The sequence below is a fragment of the Kitasatospora sp. NPDC085895 genome (assembly GCF_040702125.1).
Lineage (GTDB): Bacteria > Actinomycetota > Actinomycetes > Streptomycetales > Streptomycetaceae > Kitasatospora > Kitasatospora arboriphila.
This window is the reverse complement of sequence record NZ_JBFBJY010000001.1, coordinates 226,158-250,334: the sequence shown is the minus strand read 5'-3', so window position 1 is coordinate 250,334 and position 24,177 is coordinate 226,158. Positions and strand designations below refer to the sequence as shown.

General features: G+C 72.0%; 19 protein-coding genes and 1 pseudogene. 3 read left to right on the top strand and 17 right to left on the bottom strand.

Features of this window, described 5'->3' with window-relative positions; genetic code table 11:
- Nucleotides 1-53 precede the first annotated feature (53 nt).
- Complete coding sequence (locus AB0442_RS01190) at nucleotides 54-944, top strand: A/G-specific adenine glycosylase (RefSeq protein WP_366159861.1); 891 nt, start codon at nucleotides 54-56, stop codon at nucleotides 942-944.
- 61 nt (nucleotides 945-1,005) lie between these two features.
- Here the strand turns inward: AB0442_RS01190 and AB0442_RS01185 are convergent, their stop codons facing one another.
- Nucleotides 1,006-2,595, bottom strand: a complete 1,590-nt coding sequence (locus AB0442_RS01185) for an MDR family MFS transporter (RefSeq protein WP_366159860.1) — start codon at nucleotides 2,593-2,595, stop codon at nucleotides 1,006-1,008.
- Nucleotides 2,596-2,813: 218 nt separating this feature from the next.
- Here AB0442_RS01185 and AB0442_RS01180 point away from each other — a divergent pair, with 218 nt between their 5' ends.
- Entirely contained in the window at nucleotides 2,814-3,458 is a 645-nt protein-coding gene (locus AB0442_RS01180) for a TetR family transcriptional regulator (RefSeq protein ID WP_366159859.1), read from the top strand.
- A 39-nt stretch (nucleotides 3,459-3,497) separates the two neighbouring features.
- Here AB0442_RS01180 and AB0442_RS01175 read toward each other — a convergent pair whose 3' ends face one another.
- A complete protein-coding gene (locus AB0442_RS01175) occupies nucleotides 3,498-4,475 on the bottom strand; it encodes a M23 family metallopeptidase (protein ID WP_366159858.1) in 978 nt (325 codons plus the stop codon).
- 443 nt (nucleotides 4,476-4,918) lie between these two features.
- On the opposite strand from AB0442_RS01175, the gene AB0442_RS01170 reads away from it, so the two are divergent.
- On the top strand, nucleotides 4,919-6,028 hold the full coding sequence (locus AB0442_RS01170; RefSeq protein WP_366159920.1) for a beta-eliminating lyase-related protein: 1,110 nt from the start codon (nucleotides 4,919-4,921) through the stop codon (nucleotides 6,026-6,028).
- 91 nt (nucleotides 6,029-6,119) lie between these two features.
- Here AB0442_RS01170 and AB0442_RS01165 read toward each other — a convergent pair whose 3' ends face one another.
- The 15 genes and pseudogenes from AB0442_RS01165 to AB0442_RS01095 all read right to left on the bottom strand — a co-directional run bounded on the left by AB0442_RS01165 (nucleotide 6,120) and on the right by AB0442_RS01095 (nucleotide 24,059).
- Nucleotides 6,120-8,471, bottom strand: a complete 2,352-nt coding sequence (locus AB0442_RS01165; RefSeq protein WP_366159857.1) for an immune inhibitor A domain-containing protein — start codon at nucleotides 8,469-8,471, stop codon at nucleotides 6,120-6,122.
- Nucleotides 8,472-8,813: 342 nt separating this feature from the next.
- Nucleotides 8,814-11,333 carry an ATP-dependent Clp protease ATP-binding subunit gene (locus AB0442_RS01160; protein ID WP_363543398.1) on the bottom strand — a complete coding sequence of 840 codons (2,520 nt, stop codon included), beginning with the start codon at nucleotides 11,331-11,333 and terminating at the stop codon, nucleotides 8,814-8,816.
- A gap of 656 nt (nucleotides 11,334-11,989) precedes the next feature.
- Nucleotides 11,990-12,346 (bottom strand): Lsr2 family protein, encoded by a 357-nt coding sequence (locus AB0442_RS01155; protein WP_344625297.1) that lies wholly within the window; start codon nucleotides 12,344-12,346, stop codon nucleotides 11,990-11,992.
- Nucleotides 12,347-12,462: 116 nt separating this feature from the next.
- Nucleotides 12,463-12,990, bottom strand: coding sequence for an amino-acid N-acetyltransferase (locus AB0442_RS01150; protein WP_344625296.1), 528 nt, complete (start codon nucleotides 12,988-12,990; stop codon nucleotides 12,463-12,465).
- 9 nt (nucleotides 12,991-12,999) lie between these two features.
- A complete protein-coding gene (locus tag AB0442_RS01145) occupies nucleotides 13,000-13,428 on the bottom strand; it encodes a BlaI/MecI/CopY family transcriptional regulator (protein WP_030267802.1) in 429 nt (142 codons plus the stop codon).
- 124 nt (nucleotides 13,429-13,552) lie between these two features.
- The gene (locus AB0442_RS01140; protein ID WP_030267803.1) at nucleotides 13,553-13,711 is read right to left on the bottom strand and encodes a hypothetical protein; all 159 of its coding nucleotides are present in this window, start codon (nucleotides 13,709-13,711) and stop codon (nucleotides 13,553-13,555) included.
- A 4-nt stretch (nucleotides 13,712-13,715) separates the two neighbouring features.
- Nucleotides 13,716-15,302 (bottom strand): annotated as a pseudogene (lysX, locus tag AB0442_RS01135) (bifunctional lysylphosphatidylglycerol synthetase/lysine--tRNA ligase LysX); the annotation flags it as partial.
- Between the two features lie 103 nt (nucleotides 15,303-15,405).
- Nucleotides 15,406-17,103, bottom strand: a complete 1,698-nt coding sequence (locus AB0442_RS01130; protein WP_366159856.1) for a hypothetical protein — start codon at nucleotides 17,101-17,103, stop codon at nucleotides 15,406-15,408.
- Nucleotides 17,104-17,326: 223 nt separating this feature from the next.
- On the bottom strand, nucleotides 17,327-18,001 hold the full coding sequence (locus AB0442_RS01125; RefSeq protein ID WP_366159855.1) for a hypothetical protein: 675 nt from the start codon (nucleotides 17,999-18,001) through the stop codon (nucleotides 17,327-17,329).
- Between the two features lie 175 nt (nucleotides 18,002-18,176).
- A complete protein-coding gene (locus AB0442_RS01120) occupies nucleotides 18,177-18,962 on the bottom strand; it encodes a type III pantothenate kinase (RefSeq protein ID WP_344625293.1) in 786 nt (261 codons plus the stop codon).
- 25 nt (nucleotides 18,963-18,987) lie between these two features.
- Nucleotides 18,988-19,947 carry a carboxylating nicotinate-nucleotide diphosphorylase gene (gene nadC / locus AB0442_RS01115; protein WP_366159854.1) on the bottom strand — a complete coding sequence of 320 codons (960 nt, stop codon included), beginning with the start codon at nucleotides 19,945-19,947 and terminating at the stop codon, nucleotides 18,988-18,990.
- Nucleotides 19,948-19,990: 43 nt separating this feature from the next.
- Entirely contained in the window at nucleotides 19,991-21,649 is a 1,659-nt protein-coding gene (locus AB0442_RS01110; protein WP_366159853.1) for an L-aspartate oxidase, read from the bottom strand.
- 16 nt (nucleotides 21,650-21,665) lie between these two features.
- Nucleotides 21,666-22,115: an aspartate 1-decarboxylase gene (gene panD, locus AB0442_RS01105; protein ID WP_344625290.1), complete on the bottom strand. Its 450-nt coding sequence runs from the start codon at nucleotides 22,113-22,115 to the stop codon at nucleotides 21,666-21,668.
- 100 nt (nucleotides 22,116-22,215) lie between these two features.
- Nucleotides 22,216-23,112 (bottom strand): pantoate--beta-alanine ligase, encoded by an 897-nt coding sequence (gene panC, locus AB0442_RS01100; RefSeq protein ID WP_366159852.1) that lies wholly within the window; start codon nucleotides 23,110-23,112, stop codon nucleotides 22,216-22,218.
- Nucleotides 23,112-24,059, bottom strand: coding sequence for a DUF2520 domain-containing protein (locus AB0442_RS01095; RefSeq protein ID WP_366159851.1), 948 nt, complete (start codon nucleotides 24,057-24,059; stop codon nucleotides 23,112-23,114). The genes panC and AB0442_RS01095 overlap by 1 nt, the downstream gene beginning before the upstream one ends.
- Nucleotides 24,060-24,177: the final 118 nt, after the last annotated feature.

Sequence of the window (24,177 nt, the reverse complement as noted above, 5' to 3'; positions counted from 1 at the left end):
CCCGGGCGATCCGGTCGGGCCGCCGCCGGCGGCGTGGGAGGATCGGCAGTGCCATGGTTGCCATCAATGCCACTCCCTCCCGGCTGCACTCCGCCGTCATCGGCTGGTACGAGGCCAACGCCCGCGACCTGCCCTGGCGGGACTCGACCGCCACGCCCTGGGCGGTGATGGTCAGCGAGTTCATGCTCCAGCAGACCCCGGTGAAGCGGGTGCTGCCCGCCTACGCGGCCTGGATGGAGCGCTGGCCCACCCCGGCCGAGCTGGCCGCCGACGCCCCCGGCGAGGCCGTCCGGATGTGGGGCCGGCTCGGCTACCCGCGGCGCGCGCTGCGGCTGCACGGCGCCGCGGTGGCCATCACCGAGCAGCACGGCGGGCGGGTGCCGGAGGACCACGCGGCGCTGCTGGCGCTGCCCGGCGTCGGCGAGTACACCGCGGCCGCCGTCGCCTCCTTCGCCTTCCGCCAGCGCCACGTGGTGCTGGACACCAACGTCCGCCGGGTGTTCGCCCGGGCGGTGACCGGCGTGGAGTACCCGGCGCAGGCGACCACCGCCGCCGAGCGCCGTACCGCCGCCGCGTACCTGCCCGAGGGCGACGACCGGGCGGCGACCTGGGCGGTCGCCGTGATGGAGCTCGGCGCGCTGGTCTGCACCGCGCGCGGACCCGCGTGCGCCGACTGCCCGCTGTTCGCCGACTGCGCCTGGCAGAAGGCCGGCCGCCCGCCCTACGAGGGCCCGGCCCGCCGTGGGCAGACCTACGAGGGCACCGACCGCCAGGTCCGCGGCAAGCTGCTGGCCGTGCTGCGCGAGGCGCACGGCGAGGTGCCGCAGGCCCGGCTGGACGCCGTCTGGCCGGACGCCGTGCAGCGGGCCCGGGCCCTGGACGGGCTGGTCGCCGACGGCCTGGTCGAGCCGGTGGCCCAGGGGGTCTACCGGCTGCCGGGCTGACCGGAGCAACGGACGGGGCCCGCCCGGCACGTGCCGGGCGGGCCCCGTCGTCGTAGGGGGATCAGACCGCTTCGAGCTGCGTCTCCGGCTTCTGCGCCGCGCCGCTGCGCAGCGGCACCTCGCGCAGGAAGACCGCCGCGGCGACCGCGACCAGGCTGATCACGGCACCCCAGAGGAAGACGGTGTGCATGCCGTTGGCGACGGCGTGGTGGTAGGCGTCCTGGACGGGCGCGGGCAGCTTGCGCAGCGCCTCGGGGCCCATCTGGCCGAGGTTGGCGCTCCTCGCGCCGCCGGCGCCGCCGAGCCGCTCCTTCATGGTCGCGGTGACCTGGTGGGTGAAGAGCGCGCCGAAGAGCGCCACACCGATCGAACCGCCGATGGTGCGGAACAGCGTGGCGGTGGAGGAGGCCACGCCCATGTCCTTGAGCTCGACGCTGTTCTGCGCGACCAGCATGGTCACCTGCATCAGGAAGCCCATGCCGGCGCCCAGCACGACCATCCAGCAGGCCGAGGTGAACCGGCTGGTCTCGGTGCCGAGGGTGGAGAGCAGCAGCGAGCCGCCCGCCATCACCGCGGTGCCGATGATCGGGTAGATCCGGTACTTGCCGGTCTTGGTGATGGCCTGACCGACCACCAGCGAGATCACCAGCATGCCGAACATCATCGGCATCAGCAGCAGGCCGGAGTTGGTCGCCGAGGCGCCCTGCACCGTCTGCTGGTAGAGCGGCAGGAAGGTCACCGCGCCGAACATCGCGAAACCGACGATGAAGCCGATCACCGAGACCAGGGCGAAGTTGCGGTTCTTGAAGAGCGTCAGCGGGAGCATCGGCTCCTCGACCCGCTGCTCGACGTAGCAGAAGCCGATCAGCGAGGCGACGCCGAGCGCGCCGAGGCCCAGGATCTGCTTGGAGCCCCAGGCGTACTCCGAGCCGCCCCAGGTGGTGACCAGGACGAGCGAGGTGATGCCGACGGTCAGCAGCAGCGCGCCCAGGTAGTCGATCCGCGCGGTGGAGCGGACGGTGGGCAGCTTCAGGGTGATCACGATGAAGGCCAACGCGAGCACGCCGAGCGGCAGGTTGATGTAGAACGTCCAGCGCCAGCTCAGGTGGTCGGTGATGAAGCCGCCGATCAGCGGGCCGCCGATGGTGGCGAGCGCCATCACCGCGGCGAACATGCCCTGGTACTTGCCGCGGTCGCGCGGCGGGACGAGCGCACCCATGATCGACATCACGCCGACCATCAGGCCACCGGCGCCGAGGCCCTGCACGGCGCGGAAGGCGATCAGCTGGCCCATCGAGCCGGACAGGCCGGACAGCGCCGAACCCGCGAGGAAGATCGCGATCGACAGGACGAAGGTGCCCTTGCGGCCGAACATGTCGCCGAGCTTGCCCCAGACGGGGGTCGAGGCCGCGGTCGCCAGCGTGTAGGCGGTGACCACCCACGACAGGTGCTCGGCGCCGCCGAGCTCACCGACGATGGTCGGCATCGCGGTGCCGACGATCAGGTTGTCGAGCATGGCGAGCAGCATCGCGACGACGAGGCCGATCATCACCAGCCGGATCTCGCGCGGCGAGCGGGGGAGGGCGTCGACCGCCCCCGCGGCGTCGGCTGCGGGACCGTCCGCAGCTTTTTCTACCTGCTGGTGTGACATCGAGAATCTCCCCGGGAGCGGCTCGGCCGCGTGGTCCGCGGCTTACTTACTTGTCGACCGGCTAGTTATCGGTCGGGTCGCACGGTAAGTTGTCCCCCAGCCGGACGTCAAGCCGGTTTCGGCGGACCGCCCCCGGGCAGGGAGAATGGACCCTGGAGGTGCGCCGGAGCCGGAGCGCCACCGCCACCCACCGCAGCCACGAGGCAGGCAACCCAGCGATGAGTACGACCCAGAGCCCCCGCAGCGACACCCGAGCGCGCATCATCGAGGTGGCCCTGGAACTCTTCGCCTCACAGGGGTACGAGAAGACCTCGCTGCGCGAGATCGCCGACCGCCTCGGCGTCACCAAGGCCGCGCTGTACTACCACTTCAAGACCAAGGACGACATCGTCCACGGCATCGTCGAATCCATGGCCGCGCCGATAGACGAGGCGATCGCCTGGGGCCGCGACCGGCCCTGGTCGCCGGAGGTCCGCGACGAGCTGGTCCGGCGCTTCGCCGCCGGCATGGCCGACCGCGCGCCGCTGCTCCGCTTCTTCCACGAGAACCAGCCCGCCCTGCGGGACTCCGCGGCCGGCTCCGAGTTCAAGGACCGGATGCTGGCGATGATCGGGCTCATCCAGGGCCCGGGCGCGACCTTCCGGGAGCGGCTGCGCGCCACCGTGGCGCTCTTCTCGATCAACTCGGCGTTCTTCCTGCTCAAGCAGGACCACGGCGAGCCCGGCGAGCACACCGGTGCCTGCGCCGAGGCCCCGCCGGCCACCCTCCCGGAGGCGATGGCGGCGGCCGTCGAACTCGCCCTGGAGATAGCGTCCGGCATCTCGGCCGGCGAAACGGCGGCCGCCGGGGCGGCCGCCTCCTGACGGCGGCCCCGGCGGCCGGTCCTCCCGCGAGGGGTGCGATCAGAAGTTCGTCGCGCCGTGCGCCGAGAGGTACTTGATCGGGTCGATCACCGCGCCGTACCGGTTCGCGGTGCGGATCTCGAAGTGCAGGTGCGGGCCGGTCGAGTTGCCGGTGTTGCCGGACAGGCCGACCCGGTCACCGGCGTGCACCTTCTGGCCCGCGTGCACGCCGAGCTTCGACATGTGCGCGTACTGGGCGAAGTGGCCGTCCGACAGCTTCAGCACGACCTGGTTGCCGTACGCGCCGGCCCAGCCGGCCGACACCACGGTGGCGTCACCCACCGAGACCAGCGGGGTGCCCGGGCGGACGGCGAAGTCCACACCGGTGTGGAAGCCGGCCGCGTAGCTGTGGTTGGTCTTGTGGTACGGGTTGCTGGTCGGCGCGCCGGGCGCGGGGGAGGACCAGGAGGGCTGCGCCGGGGCCGGCGCCGGGGCGGGCTGGGCAGGCTGCGCCTGCTGCTGCTGCTGCGGCTGCGCCTGCTGGGCGGGCTGCGCCTGCGCCTGCTCCGGCTGCGGCTGGGCGGCGGGCTGCGGCTGCTCGGCCGGCGGCTGGGCGAGGTTGTGCGCCACCGCGACGGAGTCCTGCGAGGAGACCGAGCGCGGCTGCTTGTAGGTGCTCGGCGCGGCCACCTGCACGGCCCGGTTCTCCTGCTGCGGCGCGGCGGACGCGGTGAACACCGAGCTGCCCGGCACCGTCGGGTGGACGGTCGTCTGCGCCGCGGCGTGGCCCGGCAGCAGCAGGGCGCCCAGCGCCAGCGCGGCGACGCCGCCCGAGGCCACCTTCGCCCGGTTCCCCAGCACCGGCGAGGCCGCCGCCCGGACACCCGAGAGCGAGCCCGCTGAGGTGCCCGGCAGCTTCCCGTTCAGCCCGCCGTTCAGGGCGCGGGCGGACAGCGAACGGGCGTTGAGCAGGGCCGCGGCGGTGCCGGCGGAGGCCGTGCGGACGATGCGACGGGTGGCGTCGGAGAACGAAGGCATGGTGGCTGGACCTCGCGGAAGGGGGCGGTGCGCAGCGGAGCCGCACGGCTCCCTGGCGGGGACCACTCCGGTGTAGTCGCATCTCCGGACGTACCCAAACGGTGTGACCTACGACGGCCCGTCGTGGTGGACACCGGGCCTTCGACGATCGGCCCGCCCCACCCGGCCGCACCGGCCCCGCCCGCTACTACCCGCGCTCGTACCGGGCCCCTGCCCTGTGACCACTGCCACCCGCGGTACCCCGCCCCGCGGCCGCCAATCGTGACGCCCCTCACGGCCCGCGCCGGCCGCGCGTCCGGGCGGTCACGCACGGTCCCGAGCGGTCGCGGGCGGTCGCGGGCGGTCGCGGGCGGTCGCGGGCGGAGCGGCACGGCACATTTCCGTCGTTCTCGTGCCGACCGGTCGCGCCGACCGGGACGGCGGGCACGGGTCCGGGCGAAGATCTGACCGTGAACGAGGAACTCCAGCAGCGGCGGTACGCCGCATTCCGGTCCTGCGGCCGGCTGCTCTCGGGCAGCCGACCGGTCAGCCTGCGCGAGCGGATGGCGTCGCTCGCCGCCGACGCGGAAGGGGTCCACGACCTCGACGAGCGGCCCGACGTGTACGGGGACGGGGTGGTCCGCGCCCTGGAGCGGCGGGTGGCGGCCCTGCTGGGCCGGGAGGCCGCCGTCTACTTCCCGACCGGCACCATGGCGCAGCAGGTGGCCCTGCGGTACTGGGCGGAGCGCACCGGCAGCCCGATGGTGGCGATGCACCCGCTCGCCCACCCGGAGCTGCACGAGCGGCGGGCCCTCACCCGGCTCACCGGTCTGCACACCGTCTGGCCGACCACCGCGCCGCGGCTGCCCACCCCGGCCGAACTCCACACCTGTGAGGAGCGGTTCGGCACCCTGATGGTGGAACTCCCGCTGCGCGACGCCGGGTTCGTGCTGCCCGCCTGGGAGCAGCTGGTGGAGACGGTCGCCGCCGCCCGCGAACTCGGCGCCCGGGTGCACCTCGACGGCGCCCGGCTCTGGGAGTCCACCGTCCACCTCGGGCGCCCGCTGCCGGAGATCGCCGCGCTGGCGGACTCGGTGTACGTCTCCTGCTACAAGTCGCTGGGCGGCCTCAGCGGCGCCCTGCTGGCCGGTGACGAGGCCTTCGCCCGGGAGGCCCGGGTGTGGCAGCACCGGTACGGCGGGAAGCTCTTCCAGCAGTGGCCCGCGGCGCTCTCCGCGCTCGTCGGGCTGGAGCGCGAACTCCCGCGCCTGCCGCGGTACGTGGCGCACGCCAGGACGGTCGCCGCGGCCCTGGCCGAGGTGCCCGGCGCCCGGATCGACCCGTCGCCGCCGCACACCCACCAGTTCCGGCTCTGGCTGCCGCACACCGCGGACGCCCTCACCGAGGCCACCCTGCGGCTCGCGGAGGAGCAGGGCATCGCGCTGTTCCACTACTGGGACGAGCCGGGGGCCCCCGGCCTCGCGATGACCGAGGTGACGGTGGGCGCCGCCGCCCTGGAGTGGACGTCCGAGGACGTGGGCAAGGCGATGGCGGCCCTGCTGGCACTGCTCTGACGCCACGGGCCGGAACGCACGTCGGCCCGGTTCCTCCCGCCGGAGGAACCGGGCCGACGCAGTGTCAACCGTCAGTACCCGAAGGTGCCGATCAGAAGGCCGGGCGGACCATCAGGATGGTCTCCAGCTTGTTGGAGCTGTTCCACAGCACGTCGATCGCGGTGTGGGTGTCCGGCACCTTCACGCTGGAGTACGGGGTCTTCTCGTCCCAGTACTTCTTGGTGTGGTCGTTGAAGGTGGTGACGCCGGCCGCGCTCGGGATCGTGGTGAGCACGTCGGCACGGTGCAGCTGCAGGCCGTCGGTGCGCTCGAACCCGAAGGGCGAGTCGTAACCCTGGATGCGCGGGCGCATCAGGGTGCCGTCGGCCCAGGAGATCGGGGTCGGGTGCGAGTCGACCGGCAGGATCAGGCCGGAGCCCGGGTGGTCGGTCACGTTGTTGTCGGACTGCGAGGTGTCCCACAGCCAGATCAGGATGCCGTTCTGGTTCTGGTAGTGGTCCACCCAGTCCGGGCGGGCCGCGGAACCGAACACGTACGGACCGGTCTTCAGCGTGGTGTCGTAGGACACGTACTGACGGTTCTCGACGATGTAGTGCTGGGCGTAATCCTTGGAGAACTTGCCCGTGATCCGCGAGAAGCCGGTGGCGGTCCAGCCGTTGTCACCCTGCTCCGCGTCGTCGCTGAACAGCGCGGCACCGTCGGCGTTGATCGCGATGTTGTCCAGCGCGAGGCCCTTCATGTGCAGGCCGCCGTCGGTGGTGTAGTGGAAGCGGACCTTGACGGCCTTGCCGGCGTAGGCGTTCAGCGAGTAGGACAGGTCGCCCCACTTGCCGCCCGAGTTGCCGGTGAGGCCCGGCGCGTCGGCGCCGTCCTTCTGCAGCGGGGTGCCGTTGAAGGTGCCGTCGACGGCCGTCCAGTGGGCGCCGCCGTCGGTGGAGACCTCGGCGTAGCCGTAGTCGTAGTCCTGCTCGATGTCGTACCAGGCCTTGGCGGTCAGCGTCGCCGAGGTCTTGCCGGTCAGGTCGACGTCACGCACCAGCGAGACGTTCAGGTCGTCCGCGCTGCCGCTCCACCACTCGTTCGCACCCGCGAACGGGGTGTTGATCTCGGTGGTGACCGTCTTGTTCGGAAGGTCGACCACGACGGCCTGCGGGCGCTTGCTGTTGTACTCCGCCGGACCGGTCCAGTGGAAGGACAGCTTGTTGGCGCTGGCCTTGTCGTAGTTCAGCCAGCCGAGCTGCAGCTTGCTCCAGGCGTCGAGGTCGCCCGGCTTGTCGCCGATCGACGACTTGCCGTCGCCCAGCCAGGAACCGGAGGACATCAGCGACCAGAAGCCGACCGAGTTGTCGTCCTTGCCCGTGGTGTCGTAGAGGTCCGGCAGACCGAGGTCGTGGCCGTACTCGTGGGCGAAGACACCGAGGCCGCCGTTCTCGGGCTGCATGGTGTAGTCGCCGACCCAGAGGCCGCTGGTGCCGACCGGGGTGCCACCGAGCTTGTTGTTGTCCGGGCCGGTCTTGCCGGCCTGGGCGCCGTAGACGTAGCTGCGGTGGGCCCAGAGCGCGTCGGTGCCCTGGACGCCGCCGCCGGCGGACTGGTCCTCACCGGCGTGCACGATCTGGAAGTGGTCGATGTAACCGTCGGGCTCGTTGAAGTTGCCGTCGTGGTCGTAGTCGTACCGGTCCCACTGGTCGTACTGCGCGATGGTGGCCTTGATCTGCTCGTCCGTCTGGCCCTTGGCCTTCTGGTCGGCGACCCAGGCGTTGATGCCGTCGCGGATCAGGTCCTGCGCGTTGTTGCAGACGTGTGCGCCGCAGTAGTCCGAGCCGTAACGGGCCTCGTTCCACGGCACCTTCACCCAGTCGGTGACCTGGCCGTCGACCGAGTAGCGGCCCGAGGACTGCTTCTCGTAGAAGGTCTTCAGCGAGTCGCCGGTCTTGGAGAAGTACATGTCCTGGTAGTGGGCCTGGTTGTAATCGGCCTGCCAGGCAGTGGAGTTGTCCTTGCTGCGGTCCGGCTGGGCGATCAGGTTGTGCGCCGGGCCGGGCTGGCCGCCGTACTTGACCTTGCCGTCCGGGGTGGTGGTGGTGTTGTCCACCTGGTCGCCGAAGTCGACGAGGATGGTGAAGATCTTGTCCGTGCGCTCACGGGCCAGCTCGACGTACTTGTCGCGGCCCAGCTTCACGGAGGTGCTGCTGCCGTGCTTCTCGATCTTGGCGGTGCCCGCCAGGAGCTGCTCGGTGGCGGCCTTCTGCTCGGCCTCGACCTTGGCGGTCAGCGGGCCCGGCAGGTCGTGGTCGACCTTGAGCGCCTGCGCATCGGCAGGGTCGTGCGAGACAGGGGCCGGCGTGGCGGCGGTGGCCGTCCCGGGCAGCAGGCCCGTGCCGAGCGCGGCCGTGACCGCGATGGCAGCAGTGGCCGCAGCGGCCCTCTTGGATATCTTCAACGTGGTGACGTCCTCCCCTTGCCGGCTCGGCTCTTGGCCCGCCGGCGAACCAATGAAAGACAGGTGGACGACATTTGATCCAAGCCCCGGTCAAAAAGAAAGACCTTGACCATGCATGATCACAACGCTATCCTCCGGCAGCTGTGATCAACTGACGAGCAGTCAAGAGTAAAGCAGGGCCCGCAGTTGGGGCATCCATCGCACCCGCACGAGCGGCACGACGCCCCGCCGGGGGCTCTGACGGGGCGAAATCACAGGTTATGGATGTCTAAACAGTTTTAAAACTGAAAAGGACTCGGCCCCGACGTTCCGTCGGGGCCGAGTCCTTTTACGTACGACCGGTTACTTGGTCAGGTCCGGTCCGGAGGTCGAGACCGCGGCCGCCGGGGTGTCGGCCACCGGCGACTTCTCCTCGCCGCGGAAGGTGAACTTCGCGTCCTTGCCCTCGCCCTCGGTGCCGACGACCACGATGTGGCCGGCGCGCAGCTCGCCGAAGAGGATCTTCTCGGACAGGTGGTCCTCGATCTCGCGCTGGATCGTCCGGCGCAGCGGGCGGGCGCCCAGGATCGGGTCGTAGCCCTTCTTCGCCAGCAGCTTCTTGGCCTCGACGCTGAGTTCGAGACCCATGTCGCGGTCCTTCAGACGCTGGTCCACCTTGGCGATCATGAGGTCGACGATCTGGATGATGTCGTCCTCGGACAGCTGGTGGAAGACGACGATGTCGTCGACGCGGTTCAGGAACTCCGGCCGGAAGTGCTGCTTGAGCTCCTCGCTGACCTTGGCCTTCATCCGCTCGTACCCGCTCTGGGCGTCACCCGTGGCCGCGAAGCCCAGGTTGAAGCCCTTGGAGATGTCCCGGGTGCCGAGGTTGGTGGTCATGATGATGACCGTGTTCTTGAAGTCGACCACGCGGCCCTGGGAGTCGGTCAGGCGGCCGTCCTCCAGGATCTGCAGCAGCGAGTTGAAGATGTCCGGGTGGGCCTTCTCCACCTCGTCGAAGAGGACGACGGAGAAGGGCTTGCGGCGCACCTTCTCGGTCAGCTGGCCGCCCTCCTCGTAGCCCACGTAGCCGGGCGGGGAGCCGAACAGCCGGGAGACCGTGTGCTTCTCCGAGAACTCCGACATGTCGAGCGCGATCAGCGCGTCCTCGTCGCCGAAGAGGAACTCCGCCAGCGTCTTGGACAGCTCCGTCTTACCGACACCGGACGGACCGGCGAAGATGAACGAGCCGCCGGGGCGCTTCGGGTCCTTGAGGCCCGCACGGGTGCGCCGGATGGCCTGGGAGAGCGCCTTGATGGCGTCCTTCTGGCCGATGACGCGCTTGTGCAGCTCGTCCTCCATGCGCAGCAGGCGGGAGGACTCCTCCTCGGTCAGCTTGAAGACCGGGATGCCGGTGGCGGTGGCCAGGACCTCGGCGATGAGCTCCTCGTCCACCTCGGCGACGACGTCCATGTCGCCGGCCTTCCACTCCTTCTCCCGCTTGGCCTTCGCGGTGAGCAGCTGCTTCTCGTCGTCGCGCAGCGAGGCGGCCTTCTCGAAGTCCTGCGCGTCGATCGCGCTCTCCTTCTCGCGGCGGACCTCGGCGATCTTCTCGTCGAACTCGCGCAGGTCCGGCGGCGCGGTCATCCGGCGGATGCGCATCCGGGAGCCGGCCTCGTCGATCAGGTCGATCGCCTTGTCCGGCAGGAAGCGGTCCGAGATGTACCGGTCGGCCAGGGTGGCGGCGGCGACCAGGGCGGCGTCGGTGATCGAGACGCGGTGGTGCGCCTCGTACCGGTCGCGCAGGCCCTTGAGGATCTCGATGGTGTGCGGCAGCGACGGCTCGGCGACCTGGATCGGCTGGAAGCGGCGCTCCAGCGCGGCGTCCTTCTCCAGGTGCTTGCGGTACTCGTCGAGCGTGGTGGCACCGATGGTCTGCAGCTCGCCGCGGGCCAGCATCGGCTTGAGGATGCTGGCGGCGTCGATCGCGCCCTCGGCGGCGCCCGCGCCGACCAGGGTGTGCAGCTCGTCGATGAACAGGATGATGTCGCCGCGGGTGCGGATCTCCTTGAGCACCTTCTTCAGGCGCTCCTCGAAGTCACCGCGGTACCGGGAGCCGGCGACCAGGGCGCCGAGGTCCAGGGTGTAGAGCTGCTTGTCCTTGAGGGTCTCCGGGACCTCGCCCTTGACGATCGCCTGGGCCAGGCCCTCGACGACGGCGGTCTTGCCGACGCCGGGCTCGCCGATCAGCACGGGGTTGTTCTTGGTGCGGCGGGACAGCACCTGCATGACCCGCTCGATCTCCTTCTCGCGCCCGATCACCGGGTCGAGCTTGGCCTCGCGGGCGGCCTGCGTCAGGTTGCGGCCGAACTGGTCGAGGACCAGCGAGGTGGAGGGAGTGCCCTCGGCGGGGCCGCCGGCGGCCGCCGACTCCTTGCCGCCGCCGGAGTAGCCGGAGAGCAGCTGGATGACCTGCTGCCGGACCCGGTTCAGATCGGCGCCCAGCTTCACCAGGACCTGGGCGGCGACGCCCTCGCCCTCGCGGATCAGGCCGAGCAGGATGTGCTCGGTGCCGATGTAGTTGTGGCCGAGCTGAAGGGCCTCGCGGAGCGACAGCTCCAGGACCTTCTTCGCCCGGGGGGTGAAGGGGATGTGGCCGGACGGGGCCTGCTGCCCCTGGCCGATGATCTCCTCGACCTGCTGCCGGACCGCCTCGAGCGAGATCCCGAGGCTCTCCAGGGCCTTGGCGGCGACACCCTCACCCTCGTGGATCAGACCCAGGAGGATGTGCTCGGTGCCGATGTAGTTGTGGTTGAGCATCCGGGCTTCTTCCTGAGCCAGGACGACAACCCGCCGCGCGCGGTCGGTGAACCTTTCGAACATCGTTTTCGCTCCTCAGAGCGGTCGGCCAGTTCGGGGTCCGTCCCCGCCCTGTCCTTCCGCATGCTAGTCCCGCTCAGCGGCGCGGCCCACGGACAACCCCACTCGCGTGGGGACATCATGCTGCGCGACCAGCCGACACCATTCCCAACCTGATGCTGGGAGACGGTGTTCCCACAGAGGGCCCCGATGCACCTGATGGCCGCTACGCCATCGGCGAACAGAGGCTCCGGCTGAGGGGACGGCCGGCCGCGCGAACTGCCCGGTCGGGGCCCTGCGACCCCGCCCACCTGCATTCATACCCGGTCTCGGGGTGAGATTCGCGCTGTTTCCCCGGTGGCGCTGTTCGCCTGGCGAGAAGTCCGGCCCCCGGAGCGCCGGTCGGCGCGGCGGGAATGACGGCGCATCAACGGTCCGGCGCCGGCGCCACCGTCCGGCGTCGGCCGATCGGCCCGGGGGTGCGCCGGTCGGACGCTTCCCGCAGGGCCGTTCCGCTTCCTCCAGCGTTGCACAGCCCGGTGCCGTCCCGCTGCCCGTCATCGGACCGGCCGATCATGCACCTGCCATGACAACGGGCGGACGGCCGCGGCGCGACCCCGGTCGACCCGGCCCGGCCGGCTCCGGGGCGCGAGCCCCGGGCCCGGCCGCACGGCCACCGGTCAGGACGCGTGCGCCTTGTCGTACTTCGCCTTGATGTCGCTCGGCACGCGACCGCGGTCGTTGATCTCCAGGCCCTGCTCCTTGGCCCAGCTGCGGATCTTCGCGGTGTCCGGGCCGGCGGCGGACGAACGGCCCGCGCCGCGACCGGCACCGCTGCTGCGGCGCGCCCCCGCGATGCGGCCGCTCTGCTTGCGGCCCTTGTCCACGTACGGCGCCAGCAGATCGCGGAGCTTCTCCGCGTTGGCGCTCTTCAGGTCGATCTCGTAGGCAACGCCGTCCAGCGCGAACATCACCGTCTCGTCCGCGGAGCCGCCGTCGAGATCGTCTTCAAGAATGACCTGCACCCTCTGTGCCACGGGCTTCCCTTTCCGAGTAAACGAGCCATTGCCTAGGCAAAGGAAACCGCCTTTTCCCGGAAAACTCAAACCCCTACCCGATCGGGATGCGTCCCGCAAGGCTCACAAGGGCGCGCTCAGAGGCGCAGGAGCATGCGCGAGTTGCCCAGGGTGTTGGGCTTCACCCGCTCCAGGTCCAGGAACTCCGCGACTCCTTCGTCGTACGAGCGCAGGAGTTCTTCATAGACTTCCGTGGCCACGGCCGCCGGGTCTGACGTACGATCGTCGGTTTCCCCGATCTCGACGAAACCGTGTTTCGCGAAGAACGCCACCTCGAACGTCAAGCAGAAAATCCGACGGACGCCGAGCCAGCGCGCGGTCTGCAGCAGCTTCTCCAGCAGGAGGTGTCCGAGGCCCAGGCCCTTGCAGGAGGGGTGCACCGCCAGCGTGCGGACCTCCGCCAGGTCCTCCCACATGACGTGCAGCGCACCGCAGGCGACCACCGTGCCGGTGTCGTCGCGCTCGGCCACCCAGAACTCCTGAACGGATTCGAACAGGGTGACCGTGGGCTTGTCGAGCAGAATGCCGTCGCGCGAGTAGGCGTCGATGAGTGCCCGTACTGCCCGCACATCGGTGGTCCGCGCCCGGCGGATGGTGACCTCCATGCCGGGACGTTATCGTGCCGCGCCGCCGCCGGTCTCCCCGGTGCCCCGTTCCGTCCCGGGCCGCGGCGGTTCCGCGGGAAGGACGGCGGCCACCCGCAGGGCGTCCCGCAGCGCCTCGCGCTGCTCCGGCGACATCAGTCCGAAGAAGTGCACCAGCGCCGCCGCCGGATTGTCGCTCGTCGCCCAGGCGTCGTTCATCAGCGCCGCGGTGTACGCCTCGCGCGAGGAGACCGGCTCATATCGATACGCCCGGCCGACCTGTTCCCGCCGGAGCCAGCCCTTTCTGTACAGCTTGTCGAGCACCGTCATCACGGTGGTGTACGCGATATCGCGTTCCGTCCGCAGATCCTGCAGAACCTCGCGAACCGTGACCGGGCGGTTCCACTGCCAGACCCTGGTCATGATGTCGTTCTCGAGTTCTCCGAGTTGCCGCACCATAGTCCGGCCAGGATAGGAACTGATTCGGACAAAATCGGCGATTCGGCAAGCAGACCGGCGCGCCGCCACCCCCTCGGCGGGGGCGGCGGCGCGCCGGTCTGCGTGTCCGACGGGCCCGCCGAGGCTATTCCGCGGCGCGAGGGGCCGCGGCGGCCATCGCGTCGGCGGCGGCGTCCTCCTTGGCCTTCTGGGCGCCGCCCTGGCTGCGGATGATCGCCCGCACCAGGAAGCCGAAGCCGATCGCCATGACCAGCGGCGGCACGATCGCGCTGACGTAGTCCATCAGGTCACTCCTCTTCTGCTTCTGCGTCGTCAGCAGCGGCGGCGCCGCTGCTGCTCCTGGTCTCCGCCCCACTTCGCTGATCGGGCCGCACCAGCGGGAAGAGCACCGTCTCGCGGATGTTCTTGCCGGTGAGCAGCATGATCAGACGGTCCACGCCGAGGCCGAGGCCGCCGGTGGGCGGCATCGCGTACTCCAGGGCGCGCAGGAAGTCCTCGTCCAGCTGCATCGCCTCGACGTCGCCGCCGGCCGCCAGCAGCGACTGGGCGGTCAGACGGGCGCGCTGCTCGACGGGGTCGATCAGCTCGGAGTAGGCGGTGCCGATCTCGGTGCCGAAGATCACCAGGTCCCACTTCTCCGCGACGCCGGCGACCGAGCGGTGCTGGCGGGTCAGCGGGGAGACCTCGGTCGGGTAGTCCCGGATGAAGGTCGGCCGGATCGCGTGGTGCTCCAGCAGCCGCTCGATCATCTCCAGGACGATCTGGCCGTGGCCCCACTCCTTCTCCCACGGCACGCCGGCGCCGTCGGCGAGCGCGCGGAGCTCCTCGACGGAGGTCTCCGGGGTGATCTCGGTGCCGAGGCGGGCGGAGATGCCCGGGTACACCGAGACCTCCTCCCACGGCTCGGCCAGGTCGATCTCGTGCTCCTCGCCGTCCGGGCCGAGGCCGCGGACCACGGTGGTGCCGAGGGCGTCCCGGGCGGCGTTGACGACGATCGCGCGGATCAGCTCGGCCTGGGTGTCGTAGTCGCCGTACGCCTCGTACGACTCCAGGGCGGTGAACTCCGGGTTGTGGGTCGCGTCGGCGCCCTCGTTGCGGAAGTTCCGGTTGATCTCGAAGACCTTCTCGGCGCCGCCGACCACCAGGCGCTTGAGGTAGAGCTCGGTCGCGATGCGCAGGTAGAGCTCGATGTCGTACGCGTTGATGTGGGTCTTGAACGGACGCGCGTTGGCGCCGCCGTGGATCGGCTGCAGCATCGGCGTCTCGACCTCGAGGTAGCCGCGGTCCTCGTAGGTGCGGCGGATCGAGCGGATCACCTTGGTGCGCAGCTGGAGCATCTCGCGCGCCTCGGGGTTCACGATGAGGTCCACGTACCGCTGGCGGACCCGGGCCTCCGGGTCGGTCAGGCCCTTGTGCTTGTCCGGCAGCGGGCGCAGGCACTTGGCGGTGAGCTCCCACCGGTCGACCATGACGCTCAGCTCGCCGCGGCGGGAGGTGATGACCTCGCCCTCCACGCCGACCTGGTCGCCGAGGTCGATGTCGGACTTCCAGGCCGCCAGCCGCTCCTCGCCCAGCTTGTCCAGCGAGAGCATCACCTGCAGGTCGCCCGAGCCGTCGCGCAGGGTGGCGAAGCAGAGCTTGCCGCCGGTGCGGGCCAGGATGACGCGGCCGGTGATGCCGACCCGCTCGCCGGTCGCGGTGTCCGCGGCCAGGTCGGGGTGCTTGGCACGGAGGTCGGCGATGGTCGTGGTGCGGGGGAAGCCGACCGGGTAGGGGTCGATTCCGGCCGCCCGGAGCCGGTCCAGCTTCTCGCGCCGGATGCGCATCTGCTCGGGGAGGTCGTCGGCCTGGGGCACGGTGGTCTGATCGCTCACCCCACAAGGGTAGCCACCGCCGGGCCGCGCTCCCGCACGGGTTTCGCGCGGCGGCCCCGGAGCGCCGCGGAGGCGCTCCGGGGCCGCCGGCACGGAGGAGGTGTTACCGGTGGGCGCCCTTGCGGCGGCGCGTGGCCAGGAACACCGCGCCGCCGATCAGCACCGCGCCGGTGCCGGCCGCGGTGATGGTGCCGAGCCCGGACGCGCCGGTGAACGCGAGGGCGCCTCCGCCGGTGGACGCCGACGGGCTCGGCGAGGCCGTGACGGGCGCGGCGCTCGCCGAGGCCGAACCGGTGGGCCGGACGACGACCGGCGGGGTGCTCGCCGTGCTGCCGGAGGTCGGGGTGGCGGCGCCGGTCGGGATGGAGCCGCTCGGCTCGGAGCCGAGGACGACCGACAGGGCCTCGTTGGCGTGGTTCGGGTCGAAGGTGAGGTTGCCCGCGGTTGCACCGCCGCCGTAGAGGCTGGTCTCGTCCTGGAGCGTCACCGGCACGGTGGCCCGGGTGGTGCCGGCGTCCAGCGAGATGCCGAAGTCGAAGGTCTTCCGGGTGCCGCTGCTGATCCACATGGAGGTGTCGCAGAGGTACTTGTCGGGGTGCTCGACCTGTCGGCCGTTCTCCCAGGTCTTCGGCGTGCAGCCGGTGGGGACCTTGATCACGGTCACACCCTTGGGGAACTGCACCTGGACCTTCACCACGTCGTTGCCGGAGCGGTAGAAGATCGACGCCGGACCGGCGTTGCGGTACCCGACCGTCAGCGTGCCGCGCTTGCCGCCGTCGGCCGGGTTCCAGGCGCCCAGCGCGGAGAAGTCGGCGGTGTTGGCGGCCGCGACCTCCAGCTCCACGCGGTTGTCGTAGCTGTGGCGCGGGGCGGCGAGCAGTGCCGGGTCCTCCGTAGCCCTGACGGTCAGCGGGGCGTCGGTGCCGCGCTGGAAGCGGTGGTCGGCACGCCAGCGCGGGATGCTCGAGTACTGCGCGTCCTCGGTGGCGTACAGGCTGATGTCGGTGAAGGTGTACCAGGCGCTGCCGGTGACTCCGAACTGGAGCGGGTCCAGCGTGTGGACGGTGCCGGGGGCCAGGGCGACGTCGAGGGTGCAGACGGCCATGGTCTCGCCGGGCCAGGACTTCTGGTTCCAGGCCCCCTCGCCCACGGCGGCGAACTCGCAGTTGGAGGGGCGCTTCTTGAAGTCGAGGCCGGAGACGGCGTCGATCGCGACCACGAGCCTGGTGGCGGCGACGTCGCCCGCATTGGCGAACTCGACCGCCGGCGCCACGACGGTGCCGGGCTTCACGCCCTTCTGCGGGGCGAGGTCCTTGGTCTTGAAGTCCGGCCCGCCGACGTCGACCCTGATGTCCTTCTCGGCCGGTTCGGCGTTCGAGGCGGTCAGCGTGACGTGCAGCTTGCCGCTGCTGCCCGGCTTGGCGCCGGCGACGGCGCTCAGCCACGGGTTCTGGGTGATGTTGATCGAGTCGTAGTCGATGGTGTGGGCGTCGCAGGTGACGACCGTGCCGGACGTCGTGCAGTTCGGGACGGTGAGCTGGGCCACGCCGGCCAGTCCGGCCGTGTCGAAGGCGACCTTGACGTCCTTGGCCGCGACGGTGCCCGTCCGGCCGATGCGCAGGTGGAGATTCTCGTCGAACTGGCCGGGCGTCACGGGCTTGGCCGAGATCTGGACGGAGTCGGCGACGTCGAACGTCAGCTTCGTGCCCGCCGCGTGGGCCGGTACGGCGGTGGCGGCGGTGACGGCGGCCGCGGCGACGGCCGTCGACAGGCCGAACGCCCTGATGCGCTTGGCGCGCATGGTCCCCCCATGGGTCGTGATCGGTGCTGTGCGATCGCAGACCCTAGACGCCGCACCCCGTCCGCCGGGACGAGATCAATCGGGCACATCGGGACGGGACTGTTCGTACCTCTCTCAAATTTTGCCGAGGTGTTATGTGCGAGTCGGTCCCGCATTCCTGCGATGTCGACACATCGATCGACCGGTGTGGGGGAAGCCCGGCCGGAAGCCTCCCCCGTCCGCCTCAGCCGGTGCCGGTGGCGAGCTCGGTCTCCTCGTCGTCCGGGGCGGGCGGCTGGGACTGCGGCCTGGACTTGGGGCGGCGGCCGAAGAGCTCGGCGGGGGTGGGCATCCTGCGGGGCTGCGGCTGCTCGCCGTGGGCCGGGGGCCTGGGGGTGCTGCTCATCGGAACGCGTCCTCCAAGGGTCGGGGCGGGCAGGGGTTCGCATGCCGGGCTCGGTACGGCCGTCAGATGGCGCTGGCCGGAGACGAACGACAGCCGCTCGCGGACCTCGGCCTCCGCCATCGCGTGGCAGCGGCCGGCCAGCCGGGAGCGCCGGGCGTGCTCGGCGGGGCCGCACGGCTGCCGGGAGAGCGAGCGGAGCGCCGACAGGTCCTCGGGGGTGGGGAGGTAGCCGTCCGACACGGCCTCCTCCAGCCGTTCCAGGTAGCCGCGGGCGCCGCCGGGCAGCGCGGACCGGTAGCGGGCCAGGTCGGCCAGCAGGAAGCTGCGCAGCCGGCCGCCCTCCCGGACGGCCTCGTCGATGGACTCGGTCAGTCGCAGCGCGTCCTGGACGTCCTCCGCCCGCAGCGCGCCGGACGGTCCGGGTAGGTGCAGCCGGTCGTCGGGGAGGGCCGGGTAGAGGGCTTGGGCGAGGGCGCGGCGCAGCACGCGGACTTCGTCGGCGCTGAAAGCCATGCCGCCCCGCGATCCGTGTGGCGTAGGCATGAGGTGACATTACGTGGCGTACGTCCGATTTCGGGCGATTGGCGCCGTAGTTGTCCCGATTGGCGTATCTGCCGCTGATCCGACGTGACGACGGCCGGCCCCGTGGGGCCGACCGACCGTCAGCAGACTTTTCGAGAAGGCCCGCTCACGCCTTGTTGCGCTCCCAGACCAGCCGCAGGCCGATCAGGGTGAGCCAGGGCTCGTGCACGTCGACGGTCTCGGCCTCGCCGAGGACCAGCGGGGCCAGGCCGCCGGTGGCGATCACCTGGACGTCGTCCGGGTCCTTGGAGAGCTCCCGGGCCATCCGGTTGACCAGGCCGTCGACCTGCCCGGCGAAGCCGTACAGGATGCCGGACTGCATCCCCTCAACGGTGTTCTTGCCGATGACGTTGCGGGGGCGGGCCAACTCGATCTTGCGCAGCTGCGCACCGCGCAGGCCCAGCGCCTCCACCGAGATCTCGATGCCGGGCGCGATCGCGCCGCCCACGTAGTCGCCGCGGGCGTTCACCGCGTCGAAGGTGGTGGCGGTGCCGAAGTCCACCACGATGCACGGGCCGCCGTAGAGGTGGTTGGCGGCCAGCGCGTTCACGATCCGGTCGGCACCGACCTCCTTGGGGTTGTCCATCAGGACGTGCACCCCGGTCTTCACCCCCGGCTCCACGATCACCGCGGGCACGTCGCCGTAGTAACGGCGCGTCACCTCGCGGAGCTCGTGGAGCACGGCGGGCACGGACGAGCAGATCGACAACCCCGCCACCTTGTCCTCGGCGGACACGATGGGGTGGGCACCCATCAGGCCCTGCATCAGCACCGCCAGCTCGTCCGCGGTGCGCCGCGGGTCGGTGGAGATCCGCCAGTGTTCGACGATGTCCTCACCGTCGAACAGGCCGAGCGTGGTCTGGGTGTTGCCGACGTCGATGGTGAGGAGCACGGGATGGCTTTCTGTTGAGGCGGGGTCAGGCGCGGAGGTCCAGGCCGATGTCGAGGATCGGCGAGGAGTGCGTCAGGGCCCCGACGGCCAGGTAGTCGACACCAGTCTCGGCGACCTCGCGCGCGGTGGCCAGGGTCAGTCCGCCGGACGCCTCCAGCTTCGCCCGGCCGGCCACCAGGGCGACGGCCTCCTTGAGCTGCGGCACGGTGAAGTTGTCGAGCAGGATCAGGTCCGCCCCGGCCTCCAGCACCGGCGCGATCTGCTCCAGGGTGTCCACCTCCACCTCGACGGGGAGGTCCGGGTACGCCGCCCGCACCGCGCGGAACGCCTCCGCGACGCCGCCGGCCGCCACCACGTGGTTGTCCTTCACCAGCGCGGCGTCGGACAGCGTCATCCGGTGGTTGGCGCCGCCGCCGCAGCGGACGGCGAACTTCTCCAGCGCCCGCAGGCCCGGGGTGGTCTTGCGGGTGTCGCGGACGACCGCGCCGGTGCCCTCCAGGGCGTCCGCCCAGGCCCGGGTCGCGGTGGCGATGCCGGACAGGTGGCAGAGCAGGTTCAGCGCGCTGCGCTCGGCGGTCAGCAGGTCGCGGGTGCGGCTGCGCACCGAGAGCAGCACCTGGCCGGCCTCGACCCGGGCGCCGTCCTCGACGTGCCGCTCGACCTCGAACTCCTCCTCGCAGACCAGCGAGACGACGGCCTCGGCCACCCGCAGGCCGGCGACCACGCCGGCCGAGCGGGCGGTGAAGTCGGCGGTGGCGACGGCGTCCGCGGGGACGGTCGCCACCGAGGTGACGTCCTCGCCGCCGGCCAGGTCCTCGCCGAGCGCGAGCATCGCGACGTCCTCGACCTCGACCGGGTCCAGGCCGGCCTCCTCCAGCAGCGCCGCCAGCGCCGGGTCCAGCCCGGTCTCGTACGCCTCGCCCTCGCCGCAGGCGCAGCCGTCGCCGCAGCCGCCGGAGGCGAGCGGAAGTTCGTCGTGGGTCATCGTGGTGCTCCTAGGTGATCGGCCGGGTGCGTCGGGGACGGTGTCACGCCCGGACGCTCGGGTGTCCGTCGGCGTCGAGGGTGGTGACCAGGTGGTGCTGCCAGCGGGCGTCGTCGCGGTCGGGGAAGTCCTCGCGCCAGTGGCAGCCGCGGGTCTCCTCGCGGCGGGCCGCGGCGGCGACCAGCGCGGTGGCGACCAGGTGCAGGTTGGCGGCCTCCCAGGTCTCCACCCGGGGGTCGGCCGGCTTGCCCTCGTCCAGGTATGCGGAGGCCTCCCGGGCGAGGACGGTGAGGCCCTCCGCGGTGGCGGCCATCGAGTGGGCCGAGCGCAGCACGCCGGCCCCGCGGGACATCAGCCGCTGGATCTCGGCGCGCGCCTCGGGGGCGAGCAGCGGCACGGTGCGGGCCTCCAGGGCGGCGGCGACGTCGACGGCCCGCTCGGGCAGGTCGCCGGCGGCGTGCCGGGCGGCCAGGTCGGCGGCGATCCGCTCGGCGAAGACCAGGCCCTCCAGCAGGGAGTTGGAGGCGAGCCGGTTGGCGCCGTGCACACCGGTGCAGGCGACCTCGCCGCAGGCGTACAGGCCGGGCACCGTGGTGCGGCCGGCCGGGTCGGTGCGCACGCCGCCGGAGGCGTAGTGGGCGGCGGGGGCGACCGGGATCAGGTCGGTGACCGGGTCGATGCCGTGGGCCCGGCAGGAGGCGAGGATGGTCGGGAAGCGGTGCTCCCACATCTCTGCGCCGAAGTGCCGGCCGTCCAGGTACATGCGGTCGGTGCCGCGCAGCTGCATCTGCCGGGTGATCGCCTTGGCGACGATGTCGCGCGGGGCGAGCTCGGCGAGTTCGTGCTGCCCGAGCATGAAGCGCTCGCCGGAGGCGTCGACCAGGTGCGCGCCCTCGCCGCGGACGGCCTCGGAGACCAGCGGCTGCTGGCCCTCGGCGTCGGCCCCGAGCCAGAGCACGGTCGGGTGGAACTGGACGAACTCCAGGTCGGCGACCTCGGCCCCGGCTCGCAGCGCGAGGGCGACGCCGTCGCCGGTGGAGACCGCCGGGTTGGTGGTCGCGGAGAAGACCTGGCCCATGCCGCCGGTGGCGAGCACCACGGCGCGGGCGCGGATGGCGCCGACGCCGTCCCGCTGGCCCTCGCCCATGACGTGCAGGGTGAGGCCGGCCGCGTGCCCGTCGGCGTCGGTGAGCAGGTCGAGGACGAGCGCGTGCTCGATCAGCTCGATGCCGGGGTCGTTGCGGACGGCGGCGACCAGGGCGCGGGATATCTCCGCGCCGGTGGCGTCGCCGCCGGCGTGCGCGATCCGGCGGCGGTGGTGCCCGCCCTCGCGGGTGAGCAGGATCGTGCCGTCCTCGTCCTGGTCGAAGGCGGCTCCGACGGCGATGAGCCGGCGCACGGCGTCCGGGCCCTCGGTGACGAGGGTGCGCACCGCGTCCTCGTCGCACAGGCCGGCGCCGGCGACCAGGGTGTCGTCGAGGTGCTGCTCGGGGGTGTCGCCCTCGCCCAGGGCGGCGGCGATGCCGCCCTGGGCCCAGCGGGTGGAGCCGTCGTCCAGCATCGCCTTGGTGACCACCGTGGCCCGCAGGCCGGCCCGGCGGACGTTGAGCGCGACGGTCAGGCCCGCGACGCCGGAGCCGACCACGACGACGTCGGTGGTCGCGGTCCAGCCCGGGGCGGGGGCGGTCAGGCGGTACGGCATGGCTTCACTGGCTCCTTCAGCGCGCGGCGTCGGCACTCGCGCCGTCCGCATCACGGTACGCCCGGTCGCCGCGGAGCAGGCCACTGCCCTCGGGCGCCTCGGCCGGGTCTCCGCCCATGCCGGTGATCCGGTTGTCCCCGTCGACGAAGACGACCTTGGGCAGGTACGCCTTGGCCTCGGCGGTGTCCATCTGGCCGTACGCGATGAGGATCACGAGGTCGCCCGGGTGCACCAGGCGCGCGGCGGCACCGTTGATGCCGATCACGCCGGAGCCGCGCGGGCCCGCGATGGTGTAGGTCTCCAGGCGGGCGCCGTTGTTGATGTCGACGATGTGGACGAGCTCGCCGGGGAGCAGGTCCGCGGCGTCGAGCAGGTCCTCGTCGACGGTGACGGAGCCGACGTAGTGCAGGTCGGCCTGGGTCACCGTGGCGCGGTGGATCTTGGACTTGAGCATGGTGCGGAGCATCTGGTCACGCCTCCTGGTGGGACCCCCGGCGGGGCCGGGGGAGAGTGCATGCCTACGGGGGGTCGAACGGGGGTCGAGCGGGGTCGAGCAGGGTGGTGCGCTACCGGACGATGACGCCGACGTTGTCGATCAGGCGGGCGGGGCCCACCTTGGCGGCCAGGGCCAGCAGGGCCTCGCCGGTGAAGTCGTCCGGCACCTCGGTGAAGGAGTCCGGGTCGATCAGGGCGAGGTAGTCGGGGGTGACACCGTCGGCGCCGTCCAGGACGGCCGCGGCGGCCTCGCGGACCGCCTGCGCGCCCTGCGCGCCCGCGTCGCGGCCGGCGAACAGCGCCCGGGACAGCGCCAGGGCCTGCCCGCGCTCGGTGTCGGAGAGGAAGCGGTTGCGGGAGGAGAGCGCCAGCCCGTCCTCCTCGCGGACGGTCGGGACGCCGACGATCTCCACGTCGAAGTCCAGGTCGGCGACCATACGGCGGACGATCGCCAGCTGCTGGGCGTCCTTCTCGCCGAAGAACGCGTAGTCCGGGTCGGTGATGTGCAGCAGCTTGGCGACGACGGTCAGCATGCCGTCGAAGTGGCCGGGGCGGGACGCGCCCTCGAAGCCGTCGCCCATCGGCCCGGCGGACAGCCGGACGAGCGGCTCGCCGTTGGGGTACATCTCCTCGACGGTCGGGGCGAAGACCACGTCGGCGCCGGCCTCGCGGGCGACCTCCAGGTCGGCGTCCAGGGTGCGCGGGTAGCGGTCCAGGTCCTCGCCGGCGCCGAACTGCAGCGGGTTGACGAAGACCGTCACGGCCACCCGGCCGTCCCGGCCGACCTGGCGGCGGGCCGCCCGGATCAGCGCGGCGTGGCCGGCGTGCAGCGCACCCATGGTCATCACCACGGCGTTGTCCACCGGCTGGTCGTCGGGCCAGAACGCGGCCTCGAACTCCTCCACCGTGCGGGTGAGCTCGGTGGTGCGGGGGGCCTTCGCCTTCGCCGGCTGCTTGCCGCGTGCCATCAGGGGGTCTCCTCGTCGAGTACGTCCAGCAGCGCAGCCGCCGCCTCTTCCTTGAGCGGTCCGCCGCGGACCGCCCGCTGTGCGGTGGCCCGGGCCATCGCACGGTACGCCTGCCCGATGTCCGGGGACGCCGTCCGCAACTGCTGCAGGTGCCGGCGGAGCGTCCCGGCGTCGCCGCGGGCGACCGGGCCGGTCAGCGCGGCGTCGCCGGAGCGCAGCGCGTTGTCCAGGGCCGCGCCGAGCAGCGGGCCGAGCAGCTGCCCCGGCTCGGCGACCCCGGCCCCGCGCAGCAGCTCCATCGCCTGCGCGACCAGGGTGACCAGGTGGTTCGCGCCGTGCGCGAGCGCCGTGTGGTAGAGCGGGCGGACCTCCTCGGGCACCCATTCGGGCTCGCCGCCCATCTCCACGACCAGCGCCTCGGCGACCGGGCGCAGCTCGTCGGGGGCGGTCACCCCGAACGGGCAGCCGGCCAGCCGGGCCAGGTCCACCGAGGTGCCGGTGAAGGTCATCGCCGGGTGCAGCGCCAGCGGCAGCGCGCCGGCCCGGGCGGCGGGCTCCAGCACCGCCACGCCGTGCGCGCCGGAGGTGTGCACCACGATCTGGCCCGGACGGATCGCGCCGGTCGCGGCCAGCCCGGCGGCTAGGTCGGCGAGCGCGTCGTCGGGCACCGTCAGCAGCACCAGGTCGGCGGCGGCCAGCACCTGCGGCGGTGTCACCAGCCGCACGCCGGGCAGCAGCGCCTCGGCACGGCGCCGGGAGGCCGCGGACACCCCGGAGGCGGCGACCACCCGATGCCCGGCCAGCTGCAGCGCGGCGCCCAGCGCCGGACCGACCCGGCCGGTGCCGACCACGCCGACGGCGAGCCGGGCGGGCCGGTTCTCCGGGTCCAGCGGATCCCCGAAGGGGTCGGTCGGCCCGAGGGCCGGGGCATTGTCGGACGCGCTCACGGCTCGGCCCTCGTCATTGCTTCCCGTTCCAGTCCTGTGCAGGTACCAGACGTACCGCTCCATCGTACGGGGCGGCCGGTGCGCCCCCGCCGCGCGGGGCCGGGCCCCCGGATCTCCA

What these genes read in the sequence shown, in the direction of transcription:
- AB0442_RS01190 (WP_366159861.1), top strand. Translation starts at nt 54, where the DNA reads ATGGTTGCCATCAATGCCACTCCCTCCCGGCTGCACTCCGCCGTCATC.
- AB0442_RS01185 (WP_366159860.1), bottom strand. Translation starts at nt 2,595, where the DNA reads ATGTCACACCAGCAGGTAGAAAAAGCTGCGGACGGTCCCGCAGCCGAC.
- AB0442_RS01180 (WP_366159859.1), top strand. Translation starts at nt 2,814, where the DNA reads ATGAGTACGACCCAGAGCCCCCGCAGCGACACCCGAGCGCGCATCATC.
- AB0442_RS01175 (WP_366159858.1), bottom strand. Translation starts at nt 4,475, where the DNA reads ATGCCTTCGTTCTCCGACGCCACCCGTCGCATCGTCCGCACGGCCTCC.
- AB0442_RS01160 (WP_363543398.1), bottom strand. Translation starts at nt 11,333, where the DNA reads ATGTTCGAAAGGTTCACCGACCGCGCGCGGCGGGTTGTCGTCCTGGCT.
- AB0442_RS01150 (WP_344625296.1), bottom strand. Translation starts at nt 12,990, where the DNA reads ATGGAGGTCACCATCCGCCGGGCGCGGACCACCGATGTGCGGGCAGTA.
- AB0442_RS01145 (WP_030267802.1), bottom strand. Translation starts at nt 13,428, where the DNA reads ATGGTGCGGCAACTCGGAGAACTCGAGAACGACATCATGACCAGGGTC.
- AB0442_RS01140 (WP_030267803.1), bottom strand. Translation starts at nt 13,711, where the DNA reads ATGGACTACGTCAGCGCGATCGTGCCGCCGCTGGTCATGGCGATCGGC.
- AB0442_RS01130 (WP_366159856.1), bottom strand. Translation starts at nt 17,103, where the DNA reads ATGCGCGCCAAGCGCATCAGGGCGTTCGGCCTGTCGACGGCCGTCGCC.
- AB0442_RS01125 (WP_366159855.1), bottom strand. Translation starts at nt 18,001, where the DNA reads ATGGCTTTCAGCGCCGACGAAGTCCGCGTGCTGCGCCGCGCCCTCGCC.
- nadC (WP_366159854.1), bottom strand. Translation starts at nt 19,947, where the DNA reads ATGACCCACGACGAACTTCCGCTCGCCTCCGGCGGCTGCGGCGACGGC.
- AB0442_RS01110 (WP_366159853.1), bottom strand. Translation starts at nt 21,649, where the DNA reads ATGCCGTACCGCCTGACCGCCCCCGCCCCGGGCTGGACCGCGACCACC.
- panD (WP_344625290.1), bottom strand. Translation starts at nt 22,115, where the DNA reads ATGCTCCGCACCATGCTCAAGTCCAAGATCCACCGCGCCACGGTGACC.
- panC (WP_366159852.1), bottom strand. Translation starts at nt 23,112, where the DNA reads ATGGCACGCGGCAAGCAGCCGGCGAAGGCGAAGGCCCCCCGCACCACC.